This is a genomic window from Aestuariirhabdus litorea (assembly GCF_003864255.1).
Lineage (GTDB): Bacteria > Pseudomonadota > Gammaproteobacteria > Pseudomonadales > Aestuariirhabdaceae > Aestuariirhabdus > Aestuariirhabdus litorea.
Genome location: NZ_QWEZ01000001.1, coordinates 912,829 through 929,100, shown reverse-complemented (window position 1 = coordinate 929,100; position 16,272 = coordinate 912,829). Strand labels below are relative to the sequence as shown.

The 16,272-nt window shown below is 58.1% G+C and carries 16 protein-coding genes and 2 tRNA genes; 2 read left to right on the top strand and 16 right to left on the bottom strand.

What is annotated here, in order from left to right; genetic code table 11:
* Positions 1-103: 103 nt before the first annotated feature.
* Both D0544_RS04425 and aptA read left to right on the top strand, forming a co-directional pair.
* Positions 104-346: a hypothetical protein gene (locus D0544_RS04425; protein ID WP_125014788.1), complete on the top strand. Its 243-nt coding sequence runs from the start codon at positions 104-106 to the stop codon at positions 344-346.
* A 659-nt stretch (positions 347-1,005) separates the two neighbouring features.
* Positions 1,006-2,325: an omega-aminotransferase AptA gene (gene aptA, locus D0544_RS04420; RefSeq protein WP_125014787.1), complete on the top strand. Its 1,320-nt coding sequence runs from the start codon at positions 1,006-1,008 to the stop codon at positions 2,323-2,325.
* A 76-nt stretch (positions 2,326-2,401) separates the two neighbouring features.
* Here the strand turns inward: aptA and D0544_RS04415 are convergent, their stop codons facing one another.
* From D0544_RS04415 to D0544_RS04340, 16 genes are all read right to left on the bottom strand, one after another.
* Positions 2,402-2,743 carry a zinc ribbon domain-containing protein YjdM gene (locus D0544_RS04415; protein WP_125014786.1) on the bottom strand — a complete coding sequence of 114 codons (342 nt, stop codon included), beginning with the start codon at positions 2,741-2,743 and terminating at the stop codon, positions 2,402-2,404.
* 69 nt (positions 2,744-2,812) lie between these two features.
* Positions 2,813-4,054: a saccharopine dehydrogenase family protein gene (locus D0544_RS04410; protein ID WP_125014785.1), complete on the bottom strand. Its 1,242-nt coding sequence runs from the start codon at positions 4,052-4,054 to the stop codon at positions 2,813-2,815.
* A 33-nt stretch (positions 4,055-4,087) separates the two neighbouring features.
* A complete protein-coding gene (nspC, locus tag D0544_RS04405; RefSeq protein ID WP_125014784.1) occupies positions 4,088-5,185 on the bottom strand; it encodes a carboxynorspermidine decarboxylase in 1,098 nt (365 codons plus the stop codon).
* Between the two features lie 187 nt (positions 5,186-5,372).
* A complete protein-coding gene (locus D0544_RS04400; RefSeq protein WP_125014783.1) occupies positions 5,373-6,488 on the bottom strand; it encodes a phosphoserine transaminase in 1,116 nt (371 codons plus the stop codon).
* Between the two features lie 222 nt (positions 6,489-6,710).
* Complete coding sequence (locus D0544_RS04395) at positions 6,711-6,941, bottom strand: hypothetical protein (RefSeq protein ID WP_125014782.1); 231 nt, start codon at positions 6,939-6,941, stop codon at positions 6,711-6,713.
* A gap of 623 nt (positions 6,942-7,564) precedes the next feature.
* A tRNA-Pro gene (locus tag D0544_RS04390) sits at positions 7,565-7,641 on the bottom strand.
* A 95-nt stretch (positions 7,642-7,736) separates the two neighbouring features.
* Positions 7,737-8,093, bottom strand: coding sequence for a MerR family transcriptional regulator (locus D0544_RS04385; protein WP_125014781.1), 357 nt, complete (start codon positions 8,091-8,093; stop codon positions 7,737-7,739).
* On the bottom strand, positions 8,074-8,376 hold the full coding sequence (gene ihfA / locus D0544_RS04380) for an integration host factor subunit alpha (protein ID WP_125014780.1): 303 nt from the start codon (positions 8,374-8,376) through the stop codon (positions 8,074-8,076). The genes D0544_RS04385 and ihfA overlap by 20 nt, the downstream gene beginning before the upstream one ends.
* A 3-nt stretch (positions 8,377-8,379) precedes the next feature.
* Positions 8,380-10,752 (bottom strand): phenylalanine--tRNA ligase subunit beta, encoded by a 2,373-nt coding sequence (pheT, locus tag D0544_RS04375; RefSeq protein WP_125014779.1) that lies wholly within the window; start codon positions 10,750-10,752, stop codon positions 8,380-8,382.
* Between the two features lie 88 nt (positions 10,753-10,840).
* Positions 10,841-11,839: a phenylalanine--tRNA ligase subunit alpha gene (pheS, locus tag D0544_RS04370; protein WP_125014778.1), complete on the bottom strand. Its 999-nt coding sequence runs from the start codon at positions 11,837-11,839 to the stop codon at positions 10,841-10,843.
* A 201-nt stretch (positions 11,840-12,040) separates the two neighbouring features.
* Complete coding sequence (rplT, locus tag D0544_RS04365) at positions 12,041-12,397, bottom strand: 50S ribosomal protein L20 (protein WP_125014777.1); 357 nt, start codon at positions 12,395-12,397, stop codon at positions 12,041-12,043.
* Positions 12,398-12,444: 47 nt separating this feature from the next.
* On the bottom strand, positions 12,445-12,639 hold the full coding sequence (rpmI, locus tag D0544_RS04360; protein ID WP_125014776.1) for a 50S ribosomal protein L35: 195 nt from the start codon (positions 12,637-12,639) through the stop codon (positions 12,445-12,447).
* A 117-nt stretch (positions 12,640-12,756) separates the two neighbouring features.
* A complete protein-coding gene (infC, locus tag D0544_RS04355; RefSeq protein ID WP_125014775.1) occupies positions 12,757-13,305 on the bottom strand; it encodes a translation initiation factor IF-3 in 549 nt (182 codons plus the stop codon).
* 20 nt (positions 13,306-13,325) lie between these two features.
* Positions 13,326-15,254 (bottom strand): threonine--tRNA ligase, encoded by a 1,929-nt coding sequence (gene thrS, locus D0544_RS04350; protein ID WP_125014774.1) that lies wholly within the window; start codon positions 15,252-15,254, stop codon positions 13,326-13,328.
* Positions 15,255-15,348: 94 nt separating this feature from the next.
* A tRNA-Val gene (locus D0544_RS04345) sits at positions 15,349-15,425 on the bottom strand.
* A gap of 82 nt (positions 15,426-15,507) precedes the next feature.
* The gene (locus D0544_RS04340) at positions 15,508-16,137 is read right to left on the bottom strand and encodes a MarC family protein (RefSeq protein WP_207905756.1); all 630 of its coding nucleotides are present in this window, start codon (positions 16,135-16,137) and stop codon (positions 15,508-15,510) included.
* Between the last annotated feature and the right edge of the window lie 135 nt (positions 16,138-16,272).

The window sequence follows — 16,272 nt, the reverse complement described above, 5'->3', positions numbered from 1 at the left end:
CTTTAATGAACCCATTGATGAGCAATGCCCAGGCCAAGCGTTTAGATAGCCGGGCAGCGTTTCTCAGTTCTGGTTTTTCCTGTTCTCCGATGGAGGTATTGATATGGTAGGTGTTGTATTTGCAGCAGCGTTTGCTGGTTTGGTGGGTGTTGAAGCGATGAATAACGAGCCGGCCGGGTATTCAGATGAATGCCGGCAGGCCGCGATTGATGTGCGGAACGAATACACCCAGACCGCGGGTAACTACTACTACGGCCATACAGCCGATGACGATGGCTGGGGCATGAAAGAGATCGCCTTTGAAGCCGAGGCGGCCAAGCGCGCCTGTCACGCCGAGGGTCGTTGATCTACGGTCATCTATGCCCAAGGCCATAGAACCGAAGGGGATGCATCGCATCCCCTTTTTTTGCTTACAAGGAGGTAAGTAGATCGCGAGAGGCAGGGATGCCGGTAGCGATCTCAGGGAGGTAAGCAGATCGCGAGAGCCAGGGATGGCGTCAGCGGCGATGCCCAGGGATGGGCGGGCCGGCAGCTGTGCTCCTGCACAGCCGGCACTCCCTACGTCCCTGTAGGTCGTATGCCGCGAGAGCCAGGGATGGCGTCAGCGGAGATGCCCAGAGATGGGCGGGCCGGCAGCTGTGCTCCTGCACAGCCGGCACTCCCTACGTCCCTGTAGGTCGTATGCCGCGAGAGCCAGGGATGGCGTCAGCGGCGATGTCCAGGGATGGGCGGGCCGGCAGCTGTGCTCCTGCAGCTCCTTATCGTCAACCAGGCACTCCCCACAACCCTGTAGGTCGTATGCCGCGACAGCCAGGCATGTGCTGGGCACTACTCCTGCTGGACCGGCACTTCCCACTTTCCGGTGGGCGATGCTGAAGTTGTAGACTCTGCCACAGGCGGATCGATAGTCCCGCCATTAGGGCCGCGACCGATTGCGCGCCCGGAGAACTGCTATAGAATTAACGGTCTACTTTCTCACCCCCTTTATGGATAAGGAGCATCGGTATGACCCAGCTGAACCTCGAGCACTGGTGGCAGCCATTTACCAACGTCAGGGCTTTTCGCGACAACCCCCGTCTCTTCTCCCGCGCCGAGGGCTGTTTCCTCTATACCGATGATGGCCGCGATGTGCTGGATATCACCGCGGGTCTCTGGTGCGCCAACCTGGGCCATGGCCGCCAGGAGGTGGCCGATGCGGTCAGCCGGCAGTTGATGACCCTCGACTTTGCGCCCCCCTTCCAGTTCGGTCATGAGGTCAGCTTCCGTTTTGCCGAGCAGTTGGCCAAGCTGGCCCCCGAGGGGCTGAACCGGGTGTTCTTCACCAACTCGGGGTCCGAGTCGGTGGATACCGCCATCAAGATCGCTTACCAGTACCAGCGCGCCCGTGGCAAGGCCAGCAAGACCCGCTTCATCGCCCGTGAGCGCGGTTACCACGGCATCAACATGGGGGGAACCTCCCTGCAGGGGCTGCCCAATAACCGCAAAGGCTTCCCGGTCTACGATCAGGTGGATTTCCTGCCGGACCTGCTGGATATCGAGCGCAATGCCTTCAGTCGCGGGCTCCCGGAGCACGGTACGGATCGCATGGAGGCTGCCTTCAACAAGCTGGTCGCCCAGCGCGGTGCGGAAAATATCTGTGCAGTGATTGTCGAGCCCTGCGTTGGCGCCGGCGGCATGGTGCCACCGCCACAAGGCTACCTGCAGCGCCTGCGTGAGCTCTGTGACCAGCACGATATCCTGCTGATCTTCGACGAGGTGGTAACCGGCTTCGGCCGCACCGGTGCCCCCTTCGCCGCCCAGTCCATGGGGGTCACCCCGGACCTGATCACCTGTGCCAAGGCGATCAATGGCGGCACGGTGCCCATGGGAGGGGTGTTTGTGCGCGAAGCCATCCAGCAGGTGATCTTCGATGCGGCCCCCGCCGGAGGCCCCGAGCTCTTCCACGGCAACACCTACGCCGGCAACCCGGTCTCCTCGGCGGCCGGCCTGGCGGCACTGGAGATCTACCAGCGCGAGGCGCTACTGACCCGCGCGGCCGGTCCTATTGGCCAGTATTGGGAGGATGCCCTGCACGGGCTGCGTGACCTCGACTGCCTGATCGACATCCGCAACTTCGGCCTGCTGGGTGCCATCACCTTCGCCGCCGATAGCCGCTTCCCGGCGGGGCCTGCGGTGCCGGTACACAATCAGTGTTTCAAGAACGGTCTGCTGTGCCGCGGCGTGGGCGACACTCTGGTGATGTCCCCTCCCCTGACCATCAGCGAGCAGGAGATCGACCTCTTTATCGAGCGCCTGCGCCGCTCCATCGGCGAGGTGATCGGCTAAGTCCATCCTCCCCTGCACTGCAGGCACAAAAAAGCCGGCGCGATGCCGGCTTTTTTTGTACTGAACCCGGATGGGATCAGGCCTTTTTGACGAACTCGGATTTGAGCATCATCGCACCGATGCCATCCACCTTGCAGTCGATGTCGTGGTCGCCCTCGACCAGGCGGTTGATGCGCACCTTGGTGCCCACTTTGATCACCGAAGAGGAACCCTTCACTTTCAGGTCCTTGATCAGGGTGACGTTGTCGCCATCGGCCAGCGGGTTACCATTGGCATCGCGCACCACCAGCCCCTCTTCCTCTACCTCGGCAGCGGCATCGGTGGACCACTCGTGGCCGCAGGAGGGGCAGACGAACAGCCCCCGATCTTCATAGGTGTATTCAGCCTGACAGCTAGGGCAGGCGGGGAAATCGGCCATGGTTCGTTCTCCGGTTAGGCGAGTAAAGTGGGTGAAACGCCATCAGCGATAGCGTTCCACCCGGCTTGATCAAGCGAAGTTCAGGGGGCGGTCGCCCTCTTCATCCTTGATACGGGTCGGCAGACCCATCTGGTTCAACAGGTTGAGGAAAGGACGCGGGTCGAGCTGCTCGACGTTGGCCATCTCCTTCACGTCCCACTCGCCCGAGGCCACCAGCAATGCGGCGGCAACCGGCGGCACCCCGGCGGTGTAGGAGATCCCCTGGCTGCCCACCTCGTCGTAGGCCTCTTTGTGGTCGGCGATGTTGTAGATGAACACCTCCTTCTCCTTGCCACCCTTGGTTCCCTTGACCACATCACCGATGCAGGTTTTACCGGTGTAATCGGGGGCCAGGGAGGAGGGGTCGGGAAGAACCGCCTTGACCACTTTCAGCGGGACCACTTCCAGCCCTTCGGCGGTGGTCACCGGCTGCTCGGATAGCAGGCCCAGATTCTTGAGCACGGTAAAGACGTTGATGTAGTGCTCACCAAAGCCCATCCAGAAGCGCACGTTGTCAACATCAAGGTTTTGCGACAGGGAGTGAACCTCATCGTGGCCTGTGAGGTAGGCGGTCTGCTGGCCTACCACCGGCAGGTCGTCGGTGCGGCTGTGCTCGAACATCTTGTTGCTGACCCACTGGCGGTTCTGCCAACTCCACACCTGCCCGGTAAACTCACGGAAGTTGATCTCAGGGTCGAAATTGGTGGCAAAGTAGCGGCCGTGACTACCGGCATTGATATCGATGATATCGATCGACTCGACGCTGTCGAGGTATTCATTCACCGCCAGTGCGGCATAGGCGTTGACCACGCCGGGATCAAAACCCACCCCCAAAATCGCGGTGACGCCCTTCTCCTTGCAGGCTTCACGGCGCTTCCACTCGTAGTTGGCGTACCAGGGAGGGGTTTCACAAATCTTGGCCGGATCCTCATGGATCGCGGTATCCAGGTAGGCGGCGCCGGTTTCAAGACAGGCGCTCAGAACGTACATATTGACGAATGCCGAGCCCACATTGATGACGATTTCGGACCCGGTCTCCCTGATCAGGGTGGCGGTTGCGGCAACATCCATGGCGTCCAGAGCATATGCCTTGATGCTGCCCGGAACCTTCATACTGCCTTTTTCGAGTACACTGGCCACAATATCGTCGCATTTCGCAACGCTGCGCGAGGCAATGACAATATTGCCCAGTGTGTCATTGTGTTGGGCGCATTTATGCGCCACCACCCGGGCCACACCTCCGGCCCCAATAATCAATACGTTTTTCTTCATCACATACTCCAGGTTTTTCAGGGGTCGCACACCTCAGGAAAGATTGTGCACAAAGTCGTCGTAACCAAACTCCCTCACCAACTCGACACTGCCATCCAATTGGCGTACCGCAATCGACGGCATTTTCACACCGTTGAACCAATTCTTCTTGACCATGGTGTAACCGGCGGCGTTTTTGAACGACAGTCGGTCACCGATCTTCAGCGGCTGGTCAAAATTAAATTCACCGAAGATGTCACCGGCGAGGCAGGACTTGCCGCAGACCATGTAGGAGTAGGGCCCGTCACAGGGCTCCATACGGGCCGTTTCACGGTAGATCAGCAGGTCGAGCATATGGGCTTCGATGGAGCTGTCCACTACCGCCAGGTCCTTACCATTGTAGAGGGTATCGAGCACCGTCACCTCGAGGGAGGTGCTGTTGGTAATGGCCGCCTCACCCGGTTCCAGGTAGACCTGCACCCCGAAACGCTCTGAAAACGCCTTCAGGCGCGCGCAGAAGCGATCAACCGGGTACTGTTCACCGGTGAAGTGGATGCCACCGCCCAGGCTGACCCAGTCGACCCGTGCCAGCAGGTGGCCGAAGCGCTCCTCGATCAGGTCCAGCATCTCGCTGAAGCGGTCGAAGTTTTCATTCTCACAGTTGTTGTGGAACATGAAGCCGGAGACCTGGTCGATCACCGCTTCGATTTTGACCGGATCCCACTCCCCCAGGCGACTGTAGGGACGCGCCGGGTCGGCGATAATAAACTCCGAGGTGCTGACCTGTGGATTCACCCGCAATCCGCGCACCTTGTCACGACTGGCGTCGGCAAAGCGTTGCAGCTGGCTAATGGAGTTAAAGATGATTTTGTCGCTGTTGGCGAGCACTTCATCGATCTCGTCATCGGCGTAGGCCACGCTGTAGGCGTGGGTCTCACCGGCAAACTTTTCGCGCCCCAGCTTCACCTCGTACAGCGACGAGGAGGTGGTGCCATCCATATACTGCTGCATCAGGTCGAACACCGACCAGGTGGCGAAACACTTGAGCGCCAGCAGGGCCTTGGCTCCGGAGTGTTCACGCACGTAGGCGATCTTCTCCATGTTGCGGGTCAGGCTGGCCTTGTCAATCAGGTAGTAGGGTGTTGTGAGCATGATGGCAGGGGCTCTCGAAGGTGAAAGCCGCGCATTGTACTCAAGCGGGGGTCAGTATTCCAATATTGAGGGGCTGAAAACTGGATATATTTCGGCCAACTCAGCGCGCCGGCGACACAGAGGCGTGTGGCGGGCAGTCTCCTGTCCACCACACCTATCGACGGCTGTCGGCCACCAGAACCGCAGACTAGCGGGCAACCTCGTTATAAGCCCAGTCCAGCCAGGGCAGCAGCGCTTCGAGGTCCTCGGCCGCCACCGTACTGCCGCACCAGATCCGCAGGCCTGGAGGCGCGTCGCGGTAAGAGCCGATGTCATAGGCAACCTCCTCCTGCTCCAGTAGTGCCGCCATCCGCTTAACCTGTTCCTGAGCCAACGCCAGGGTGAAGCAAACACTGGTGTTGGAACGGATCGACTCCCGCTTTGCCAGGAAGGAGATCCAATCCCGCTCGGAGACAAAGCGCTCCAGTATCGCCAGGTTAGCCCGGGACTTGGCGATCGCGGCATTAACCCCCCCCATCCCATCGACCCATTCCAGGGCGTCGAGGTAATCGGCGACACAGAGCATCGAGGGGGTGTTGATGGTCTCCCCGCGGAAGATCCCCTCCATCAGTTTGCCGCCTTTGGTGAGGCGAAAAATCTTTGGCATCGGCCAGCTCGGGGTATAGCTCTCCAGCCGCTCTACGGCGCGAGGGCTTAGGATCAGCATGCCGTGGCCCCCCTCCCCGCCCAGCACCTTTTGCCAACTGAAGGTCACTACATCCAGCTTCTCCCAGGGCATCTCCATGGCAAATACCGACGAGGTGGCATCGCAGAGGGTCAACCCCTCACGCTGGTCGCTTATCCAGTCGGCTTTATCCACCTTCACACCGGAGGTAGTGCCGTTCCAGGTAAAGACGATATCGTGGGCCGGATTGGCCCTGCTGAAATCCGGCAGCTCGCCATAATCCGCCTCAAAGGCCTGCACTTCGGGCAAACGAAGCTGGGTGAGGATATCGGTGAGCCACTCCTTGCCAAAGGACTCCCAGGCGAATACGTCCACCGGACGCGGCCCCAGCAGAGACCACATCGCCATCTCCATCGCACCGGTATCCGATGCCGGCACCACCCCTACGCGATAACCGGCCGGCAGTCCCAATAAGCGCGCGGTTTCATCGCAGGCCCGGCCCAGTGCCTCCTTGCCGATGGCGGAGCGGTGGGAGCGTCCCAGCGTGCGGGCATCAAGGGCCTCGAGACGATACCCGGGACGCTTACTGCAGGGTCCGGAGGAGAAGTTGGGGTTCGCCGGTTTGATTACAGGCTTCATGGGCGCTCCTAAAGATGCTAGCGAAGTAGAGTCAGGCCGACACCCGGCCAGGCAAAGGCGCATTATAGGGGAAGGCCGAACCTGCTGGCGAGCACCAGAACAGGGGCAAAACGAGGCAAGCCACAGGAAGCGTGAAAGAAGCGGGGCGATTGCCGGCGGGTCAGTGTACAGGGCTCCGCCTGCCCACAAAACCGCTCGGGTGGGCAGTGCGGAAACAGAGCCTTAGCTCGCCTTTTCGAGCGGCATACCCTGGCTACGGTTATGATCGATCATCTGCTTGGCAGTGAGCGGAAAGCTACGGAAAATTCCCCGGCCACGCACCCAGTAGGTGTAACGGCAGTAGGGGCAGGTGATCGACTCAAGGCTTTTCATGCCCGGCAAGTTACCGCCAATCACCTCAATCCGAAACGGATGACCACAGTCGCTGTTGTGACAATATTCAATGCTACACATAAAACCCCCTCTACTCCCTTTCTTTAATCCCTGTAGGAACATCCATTTAACCTATCGCTATCGAGCGAACCCTGAGCCAAGACCTCTGCCCTGAGCCGCACGTAGATGGCATGGGCAGCCGAGATATGGCCATCTTCCATACTCAGGGCCCAGTGCCACAGATCACGATCAAAGGTTCCCAACTGCAATTCATTGGCCGCAGCTGCCCGGTAGTTATGTAAACCCATCACATACTCCAACTCCAGGTGGAGACCTGAGTCCCTGTCACCCTTAACCGGTGGCCAGGGGCCCTCCTGCATAAAAACCTTACAAACCTCGTGCCAATAAACACACGATGGTGCCACAACGACTCCAGAGCACGCCCCGGCTCGTCGCCGTTGATAAAGATCAACAGAAAAAGCGGATTTCTGGCATTTCAAGTCGCAGGATCGCAATGTAGATGGATACAAATGCCAACCAGATCTCATTATTTGGTTGCCAGTATCAAAAATGAGAAAAGCCACACCGGGTATCGGTCTGACCAATGGGAGGGGAGGTGTAAAGCAGGAGACAGCCCAGGAGCGGTTGATCCGTCCAAACCCGGGACATAAAAAAAGCAGCTCGAAAGCTGCTTTTCAGAAAAATGGTCGGAACGAGAGGATTCGAACCTCCGACCCCCACAACCCCATTGTGGTGCGCTACCAGGCTGCGCTACGTTCCGACTGCTTACAGAAAAGGCGACAACCTCAACTGCAGGACGGGGCGAATAATACAGTAATCGGCCTCACCCGCAAATAGTTTTTCGAAATTTTTCTGTTACTTCTTAAGGACTTCCAATACATCCTCCAGCTCGGCGATCATCTGGCGAACAATTTGTCGATACTGGGTGTTGTCCTCTTTAACCTCATCTCCGGATAAGCGGTTACGGGCACCTCCAATGGTGAATCCCTGATCGTATAACAGGCTACGGATCTGCCGAATCATCAGCACATCCTGGCGCTGGTAGTAGCGGCGATTGCCACGCCGTTTAACCGGATTGAGCTGGCTGAATTCCTGTTCCCAGTAGCGCAGCACATGGGGCTTGACCGCGCAGAGGTCACTCACCTCACCAATGGTGAAGTAGCGTTTCCCCGGAATTGGGGGCAGCTCATCGTTATTGCTTGGTTCCAGCATACGCTTCCACTCTGGCTTTAAGTTTTTGCCCTGGCCTGAAGGTCACCACCCGGCGTGCCGTAATGGGAATCTCCTCGCCGGTCTTTGGATTACGCCCCGGACGCTGGCTTTTGTCCCTGAGATCAAAATTACCGAAGCCGGACAACTTAACCTGCTCATTGTTCTCGAGGGCATCGCGGATCTCCTCGAAGAACATTTCGACCATTTCCTTGGCTTCACGCTTATTCAGGCCAAGCTCCTCAAACAGGCGCTCGGCCATCTCGGCCTTTGTCAAAGCCCCCATAGATTACATCCTTAGAGTGGCATCAAACCTCTCTTTCAGTGCACTCACAACCTTGGCGAAAATTTCATTCACCTCATCATCAGTAAGAGTGCGCGATGGATGCTGCAAGGTCAAGCCCAAAGCCAGACTTTTTCTATGTGGATCAATACCTTTGCCTTGATAAACGTCAAACAACCTGAGGTTTCTTAGCCACTCCCCTGCCACTTCCCGGATCAGGGTTTTGAGGTCTTCAGCACTGACCCCCTCATCCACCACTACCGCCAGATCCCGTCTAACTTCAGGGTATTTGGAGAGCTCTTCGAATTTGGCAACCCGACCGGTTGGAATCGAGATTTCAAACAGGTAGACCGGTGCATCGATATCCAGCTTAGACTGAAGCTCGGGATGCAACGCACCCACAAGCCCCACCAGATCCCCAGATTTGTGGACTGACGCACACTGGCCGGGGTGCAGGTAGGGAACGCTCTGGAGCGCACCAAAGCGATAATCGGCCCGGTTTCCACCCAGGGCCAGGAGTGACTCCAGGTGGCCTTTGAGGTCAAAGAAGTCCACTCTCTCCCGGTCACCGGTCCACCCCTCGGGCTCCCGGCTACCGTAGATGAGGCCCGCCAGCTTCAGCTCCTGGCGAAGCCCCTCTTGAGCGGGCACAAAAGTCAGCCCCGACTCAAACAGGCGTACGCGGTTTTGCTGGCGATTGAGATTGTATTGCAGCGTCTTTACCAGCCCGGGCAGCAGGCTGGTACGCATGGCCGACATGTCGGCGGAAATCGGGTTCGCCAGCATTACCGGCGACTGCTCGGGCTCAAACAGCGCCTGCAGCTTGGGATCAATGAAGCTGTAGTTAATCGCTTCACGGAAGCCCTGCGCCACCAGGGTACGACGAATCGCGCCCAGACCCACGGCCGACTCCGCCCGGGGTTTCATGCTCAGGCTCATCTGCGGGGCAGACGAGGGCAAGCGGTTGTAGCCGTAAGTGCGCCCCAGCTCTTCCACCAGGTCGACCTCGATTTCGATATCGAAGCGGTAGCTGGGAACACGCACTCGCCAGCACCCTTCTGCCTGAGCTTCCAGCTGCATCCCCAGGCGGGTGAGCAGCTCTTCGATCTCGGCGTTGGGTATTTCGATCCCCAAAAGATCGGTCACTTTCTGCGCGCGCAGGTCCACCACAACCTCTACGGGCAGGTGGGTTGCACTGGCATGCTCGCTCACCGGTCCCGGCTCTCCGCCACAGATCTCCATAATCAGGGCGGTGGCACGTTCGGTGGCCGCTACCTGCAACTGGTGATCAACCCCCCGCTCAAAGCGGTGGGAAGAGTCGGTATGCAGACCAAAGGAGCGGGCCTTACCCGCAATGGAGATCGGGTTAAAGTAAGCACTCTCAAGGAAGATGTCCCGAGTCGATTCACTCACCCCGGAGGCTTCTCCTCCCATCACCCCCGCCAGCGCCAGGGGACGCTGCTCGTCGGCGATCAGCAGCACGTCAGCAGCAGGCTCAACTTCCTGCCCATCCAGCAGCGTTAAGCGGTCCCCTGCCCGGGCACGGCGAACCACAATGGAGCCCTGTAACTGGTTAAGGTCAAAGCCATGCATGGGCTGACCCAACTCCAGCATCACATAATTGGTCACATCGACGATGGGGTCGATGCTGCGGATACCACTGCGACGCAGGCGTTCCACCATCCATAACGGAGTAGCGGCGCTGACATCCACATTACGAATGACGCGACCCACATAGCGGGGGCAGTCCGCCGGCGCCTCCAGCTGAACCGGGAAGCAGTCCTCGATGGTCGCGGCCACCGGGGCGACTTCAACCGGGTTAACCTGAGCCCGATAGTTCACCCCCACCTCGCGGGCGATACCGGCAATCGAGAGACAGTCCGCCCGGTTAGGGGTCAGGTCCACATCGATGATGCGGTCATCCAGCGACAGGTAGGTGCGCAGATCGACCCCCACCGGGGCTTCGGCGGAGAGCTCCATCAAACCCTCATGATCATCGGAAATGCCCAGCTCATCCTCGGCGCAGAGCATGCCAAAGGACTCGACACCACGAAGCTTGGCCTTCTTGATCTTGAAGTCACCCGGCAACACTGCGCCGACGCGAGCAAAGGGTGCCTTCAACCCAGCCCGGGCATTGGGCGCGCCACAGACCACCTGAAACTCCGCGTCGCCATCACTGACCCGGCACACCCGGAGTTTGTCGGCATCGGGGTGCTGCTCCGCCGAGAGAATTTCTCCCACAACCACGTCGGAAAACTCACTCGCCACCGTCTCGACACCATCGACTTCGAGCCCCGCCATGGTGATTTGATGGGTCAACTCTTCGGTTGTAGCCTGGGGATCGACCCACTGGCGCAGCCATTGTTCGCTAAATTTCATCTGTTTTCCTGATTCACTTACCGAAGGGGCCCAGCCCCTAAACTCTATTCACCCAGGCGACGGGGACCGGCCCCCTCGCAGCTGACACTCAGTGGAACTGCTCGAGAAAGCGCAGGTCATTCTCGAAGAAGAGGCGCAGGTCGTTGACGCCATAGCGCAACATCGCCAGTCGCTCGACCCCCATCCCAAAGGCATATCCCGTGTATTGCTCGGGGTCGATCCCGGAGGCGGCAAATACCTTGGGGTGCACCATGCCGCATCCCATCACCTCGAGCCACTTGATATTGCCATCACTGTCACGTCCCCATTCGATATCCACCTCGGCAGAGGGCTCGGTAAAGGGAAAATAGGAGGGGCGGAAACGGACCGCCAGGTCGCGTTCAAAGAAGACCCGCAGAAACTCCTCAATGGTGCTCTTGAGATCCGCGAAGCTGACCTTGCGATCCACCAGTAGCCCCTCAACCTGATGGAACATCGGGGTGTGGGTCTGGTCGGAATCGCAGCGATACACCTTGCCAGGACAAACGATACGAATTGGCGGCTGCTGGCTCTCCATCACCCGCACCTGTACGGGCGAGGTGTGGGTACGCAGCAGGGTGTGGGCATCGAAGTAGAAGGTATCGTGCATGGCGCGGGCCGGGTGATGGCCCGGAATATTGAGCGCCTCAAAATTGTGGTAGTCATCCTCGATCTCGGGACCTTCAGCCACCTCGAAGCCGATATTGGCAAAAAATGCCTCGATCCGCTCCATGGTGCGGGTGACCGGGTGCAATCCGCCAAGGTCCTGCCCACGGCCGGGCAGTGTCACATCGATGGTCTCCGCCGCCAGGCGCTGTTGCAGCACTTCACTCTCAAGGGCACTCCGGCGCGCATTGATCGCGACCTGGACCTGCTCCTTGGCTTCATTGATTCGTGCCCCCGCGGCGGGCCGCTCCTCGGCGGAGAGCTGCCCCAACCCTTTGAGCAACGAGGTCAACTCCCCCTTCTTGCCCAGATAATGAACGCGCACTTGATCCAGTGCCGCGGCATCGGTCGCTGCAGCCACGGCTTGCAAGCCTTCGGCGACCAATGATTCCAGTTTTTCCATTATTACACTCCGAACGCCAGCCAGGGCCTTGGCCCCACAGAAAATAGCCCCGTATGTTAACGGGAAAGCACTTAAAAAAACAGTGACTTGCACCGAGCCACCCCGCCCCGAAGGGGGTTGTGTTCAAATTCTGGCAGCTACCGACAGCAGGCAATAAAAAAGGAGGCCGAAGCCTCCTTTTTCACGCTTTCTCTGACGAGATCAGGCAAGCGCCTCTTTCGCCTTGTTCACGATGGCAGCAAAGGCTGCTTTCTCGTGGACGGCGATGTCGGCCAGGACCTTACGGTCGATCTCAACTGAGGCCTTCTTCAGACCAGCGATGAAGCGGCTGTAAGACAGACCGTTCATACGTGAAGCCGCATTGATACGGGCAATCCACAGTGCACGGAACTGACGCTTACGCTGACGACGGTCACGGTAAGCATACTGTCCGGCCTTGGTAACGGCCTGCTTGGCTACACGAAATACACGGCTGCGGGCACCGTAGTAACCCTTGGCCAACTTCATAATCTTCTTGTGACGGCGGCGAGCCACCACACCACGTTTTACGCGAGGCATAAGCTATCTCCTAAAAACCTAATTTACCAATCAAGAACCGGGTACGCTTAGCGCACACGCAACATACGATCAACGGAAGCGACGTCGGCAGGGGCCATGCCCTTGGTGCCACGCAGCTGGCGCTTACGCTTGGTGGTCATTTTGGTAAGGATGTGGCTTTTGAAGGCACACTTACGCTTGTAGCCGTTAGCCGTTTTTTTAAAGCGTTTGGCTGCTCCGCTTTTGGTCTTCATCTTTGGCATTTCTAATACTCCGCATTCCTCGGCTAAACCCTTGTAAAGCCGGTCAGTTAAAAACGAAAGCGATCAAACAGCACACCCCGGACGACCCTGGGGCCGACCGGGGTGTGCTGCAGGCGATCACTTACTCTTTTTGGGGCCCAATACCATGATCAGTTGACGACCCTCCATCTTCGGACGCTGTTCGACGACGCCATACTCTTCCAGGTCTTTTTCAACCCGGTTAAGCAGCTCCATCCCCAGCTCCTGGTGAGCCATCTCCCGACCGCGGTAACGCAAGGAAACCTTGGCCTTGTTGCCCTCTTCAAGGAAACGTATCAGGTTGCGCAGTTTTACCCGATAATCCCCTTCTTCGGTGCCCGGGCGAAATTTAATCTCTTTCACCTGGATTTGCTTCTGCTTTTTCTTGGCAGCAGCTTTTTGTTTCTTCAGCTCGAACAGATGCTTGCCGTAGTCCATCACTTTGCACACCGGCGGTACCGATGTTGCGTTGATCTCTACCAGATCCAATTCGGCTTCACGAGCAATTCCCAGGGCTTCCTGGGTAGGTACGACGCCTATTTGCTCACCATCCTGGCCAATAAGGCGTACTTCAGTGGCCTTGATATTCTCGTTTATCGGGGGCTGCTGAACGCGTCGATCCCTTTTATTATCTCGCTTAATTGTCACTTCTCCTGTTCGGATTATCGTCAAGCATCGCTCTGGGTTCTGCCGAGCTTGGCAACCTCTGCCTGCATAAGCTCGGTCAACCTCTCCAGAGGCAGGCTGCCCAGATCCTCTCCGGATCGGGTGCGCACTGCCACGGTGCCATTTTCCACTTCCTTATCGCCCACCACGAGCAGATAAGGAATCTTCTGAATTGTGTGCTCGCGGATTTTAAAGCCGATCTTCTCGTTTCTCAAGTCCGCATCGACCCTGAATCCCGCTTCTTTTAAGGTTTTTGCAACCTTTTGGGCATATTCGGCCTGATTGTCCGTAATATTGAGCACCACAGCCTGGGTTGGCGCCAGCCAAACCGGCATCGCTCCGGCGTAGTTTTCCACCAGAATACCGATAAAGCGCTCGAAAGAGCCCAGGATTGCCCGATGCAACATCACCGGGGTCTGGCGACTGCCATCTTCGGCAACAAACTGGGCGTCGAGGCGACCCGGCATCGAGAAATCGACCTGAATGGTACCACATTGCCATACCCGGCCGATGCAGTCCTTGAGGGAGAACTCGATCTTGGGACCATAGAAAGCCCCCTCGCCGGGCAACAGATCCCACTCAAGGCCGGTCGCATTGAGGGCTGCCTCCAGCGCCGCCTCGGACCGATCCCAGACCTCATCAGAGCCTACCCGCTGCTCAGGGCGCGTGGAGAGCTTGAGAATCACCTGATCAAAGCCGAAGTCCCTGTAGACCGCAAACAGCAGATCGATGAAGGTCGCCACCTCCTCCTGGATAGACTCCTCGCTGCAGAAGATGTGCGCGTCATCCTGGGTAAAGTTACGCACCCGCATGAGGCCGTGCAGGGTCCCGGAGGGCTCGTTACGGTGGCAGGAGCCAAACTCGGCCAGGCGCAGCGGCAGGTCGCGATAGCTGCGCAGCCCCTGGTTGAAAACCTGGATATGGCAGGGGCAGTTCATTGGCTTTACGGCGTAGTCGCGGTTTTCGGAGTGGGTAGTGAACATCATCTCCTGGAACTTATCCCAGTGACCGGAGCGCTCCCACAACGAACGATCGACCACCTGGGGGGTTTTAATCTCCAGGTAACCGTTATCAATCTGCACCTTGCGCATGTACTGCTCAACCACCTGGTAGATGGTCCAGCCATTCGGGTGCCAGAACACCATACCGGGCGCTTCCTCCTGGGTATGGAAGAGGTCCAGGCGCTTACCCAGCTTACGGTGATCCCGCTTTTCTGCCTCCTCAATCCGCTGCACGTAGGCGTTCAGCGCCTTCTTGTCACCCCAGGCGGTTCCGTAGACGCGCTGCAGCATCTTGTTGCTGGAGTCACCCCGCCAGTAGGCACCAGCCAGCTTGGTCAGTTTGAACGCTTTCAGAAAACGGGTATTGGGGACGTGGGGGCCACGACACATATCGACATACTCTTCGTGGTAGTAGAGCCCCACCTGCTCCACATCCGCACCCATCGCGTCGATGATTTCAACCTTGTAAGTCTCTCCCCGCTCTTCGAAGATGCGGCGCGCTTCTGCCACCGGAGTCCACTTCTTGACGACGTCGTACTCTTTCGCAATCAGCTCTTTCATGCGATTTTCCAGCGCCGCCAGCCCCTCGATGGTAACCGTGTCAGGGGTATCGATATCGTAGTAGAACCCCTCCTCAATCACCGGCCCGATCGCCATTTTCGCTTCCGGTTGCAGCTGCTTGATGGCATGGCCGATCAGGTGCGCACAGGAGTGGCGAATGATCTCCAACCCCTCCTCGTCCCGGGCGGTGATGATCTGCAACTCTGCATCGCTGTCGATCAGCTCGCAGGCATCCTGCAACTGGCCGTTCACCCGTCCGGCGATGGTCGCCTTGGCAAGCCCTGGACCGATATCCTCAGCCACCTGCATGATGGTAACCGGATTTGAAAACTGGCGAACACTGCCGTCGGGGAGAGTAATGGAGGGCATAACGGAAATCCTTCTTATCAGTGGTGACCCCTACCAAAGGCCACATGCTTAAAAACGAAAAAAGCCGACGAGGCCGGCTTTTTAAGACTAAATTTGGTAGGCGCGATTGGAATCGAACCAACGACCTCCACCATGTCAAGGTGGCGCTCTAACCAACTGAGCTACGCGCCTGTCGTTTGGACGCGACGATTATACATTGCACCCCAAAGCTGTCAAACCCTGCAAACCGCAGAATCACAAAAAAGGCTGACAGTTATCCAGCCAGACCGGGGAGCAACTCCTTCAGCCCCGCCGCCAGCATCCCCATCGCGATGGCCGACAGCACCAACCCCATAATGCGGGTGACAACCCCGACCCCGGACGCCCCCAGGCGGCGGGACACAGGCCCGGAAAAACCGTATAACAGAGCGGTGAGCGCTGACATCACCAGCACGATAACAGAGATCTCGATCAGGCTGATCAGGTGTTGGTGCTGGGAAACCAGAAGGACGCTGGTCATTGTGCCGGGGCCCGCTGTAATCGGGATGGCCATGGGGACTACGGCGATCGACTCCCGGTTTTCGGCATCTTCAAGCTCCTCGCTGGTGTGCTTATGCTCAGCCTTGTTGAAAAGCATATGCAGGCCAATGATCAGCACCACAACGCCACCGGCCGCCCTCAGCTCCTCTACGCTGATACCAAAAAATCGCAGCAGAAGATCGCCACACCATGCCACCAGCAGTAGCGTGACCGCGATGGCCACCCCTGTCTGCAAGGCTATTTTGCGCACCTCCGGGTCGGGCCTGCCCGCTGTCATACCGGCAAACACCCCCACATTACCAATGGGGTTCATCATTGAGAAAAGGGTAGCGATAAAACTTGCCATCGCAGCACTGGTTAACATATCCACCTCCATTCAGATCTCGCGTAATCCAGTGAAGCCCGGAAACAGCCGTTCTCCCCGAAACCAAGTGATCACAATTCGTTCACAAAATGTATCATTTTGCCCTTCAAGCGCGTGGTAGTATGGCGCGCCTAT

What these genes read in the sequence shown, in the direction of transcription:
- D0544_RS04425 (WP_125014788.1), top strand. Translation starts at nt 104, where the DNA reads ATGGTAGGTGTTGTATTTGCAGCAGCGTTTGCTGGTTTGGTGGGTGTT.
- aptA (WP_125014787.1), top strand. Translation starts at nt 1,006, where the DNA reads ATGACCCAGCTGAACCTCGAGCACTGGTGGCAGCCATTTACCAACGTC.
- D0544_RS04415 (WP_125014786.1), bottom strand. Translation starts at nt 2,743, where the DNA reads ATGGCCGATTTCCCCGCCTGCCCTAGCTGTCAGGCTGAATACACCTAT.
- D0544_RS04410 (WP_125014785.1), bottom strand. Translation starts at nt 4,054, where the DNA reads ATGAAGAAAAACGTATTGATTATTGGGGCCGGAGGTGTGGCCCGGGTG.
- nspC (WP_125014784.1), bottom strand. Translation starts at nt 5,185, where the DNA reads ATGCTCACAACACCCTACTACCTGATTGACAAGGCCAGCCTGACCCGC.
- D0544_RS04400 (WP_125014783.1), bottom strand. Translation starts at nt 6,488, where the DNA reads ATGAAGCCTGTAATCAAACCGGCGAACCCCAACTTCTCCTCCGGACCC.
- D0544_RS04395 (WP_125014782.1), bottom strand. Translation starts at nt 6,941, where the DNA reads ATGTGTAGCATTGAATATTGTCACAACAGCGACTGTGGTCATCCGTTT.
- D0544_RS04385 (WP_125014781.1), bottom strand. Translation starts at nt 8,093, where the DNA reads ATGCTGGAACCAAGCAATAACGATGAGCTGCCCCCAATTCCGGGGAAA.
- ihfA (WP_125014780.1), bottom strand. Translation starts at nt 8,376, where the DNA reads ATGGGGGCTTTGACAAAGGCCGAGATGGCCGAGCGCCTGTTTGAGGAG.
- pheT (WP_125014779.1), bottom strand. Translation starts at nt 10,752, where the DNA reads ATGAAATTTAGCGAACAATGGCTGCGCCAGTGGGTCGATCCCCAGGCT.
- pheS (WP_125014778.1), bottom strand. Translation starts at nt 11,839, where the DNA reads ATGGAAAAACTGGAATCATTGGTCGCCGAAGGCTTGCAAGCCGTGGCT.
- rplT (WP_125014777.1), bottom strand. Translation starts at nt 12,397, where the DNA reads ATGCCTCGCGTAAAACGTGGTGTGGTGGCTCGCCGCCGTCACAAGAAG.
- rpmI (WP_125014776.1), bottom strand. Translation starts at nt 12,639, where the DNA reads ATGCCAAAGATGAAGACCAAAAGCGGAGCAGCCAAACGCTTTAAAAAA.
- thrS (WP_125014774.1), bottom strand. Translation starts at nt 15,254, where the DNA reads ATGCCCTCCATTACTCTCCCCGACGGCAGTGTTCGCCAGTTTTCAAAT.
- D0544_RS04340 (WP_207905756.1), bottom strand. Translation starts at nt 16,137, where the DNA reads ATGTTAACCAGTGCTGCGATGGCAAGTTTTATCGCTACCCTTTTCTCA.